The organism is Streptomyces sp. A 4/2, assembly GCF_940670765.1.
Lineage (GTDB): Bacteria > Actinomycetota > Actinomycetes > Streptomycetales > Streptomycetaceae > Streptomyces.
The window spans coordinates 1-461 of the sequence record NZ_CALNVW010000093.1; the positions used below are offsets into that span (position 1 = coordinate 1).

At 66.8% G+C, this 461-nt stretch carries 1 pseudogene; it reads left to right on the forward strand.

What is annotated here, in order from left to right:
- Window positions 1-461: pseudogene (locus NBY69_RS37165) on the forward strand (MFS transporter); the annotation flags it as partial.

Here is a 461-nt window from a genome sequence, read left to right on the forward strand (position 1 = left end):
CCCGACGGCTCTTCGGGAAAGGCTGGAGCAGCCTGTTCTCGGCCGAGAACTTCCGCAGGACGCCCACCGCGCTGCCGAAGATGATCGCCACCTATCTGGGCCTCCAGAAATTCCTCGGAGCCCGCTCCCACGCGCGCTGGGCCGCCCACCAGCTGATCTTCTGGGGCTGCGTCCTCGCCGCGCTGATCACCTTCCCCCTCACCTGGGGCTGGTTCACCTTCACCTCGGGCAGCGGCTCGGGGCCCGGCTACGAGATGCGCGTCTGGGGAATCAAGATCCTCGGCTTCGACTCGCTGAACTTCGTCGGCTGGGTGATGTTCCACGGTCTGGACATCGCCGCGGTGCTGGTCATCCCCGGCGCCTCGTACTTCCTCTGGCGCCGGATGAAGGACCGCGGGGCCATCACCGGACAGCGGTTCGCCTACGACATGGTGCCGCTGCTCGCCCTGATCATCATCTCG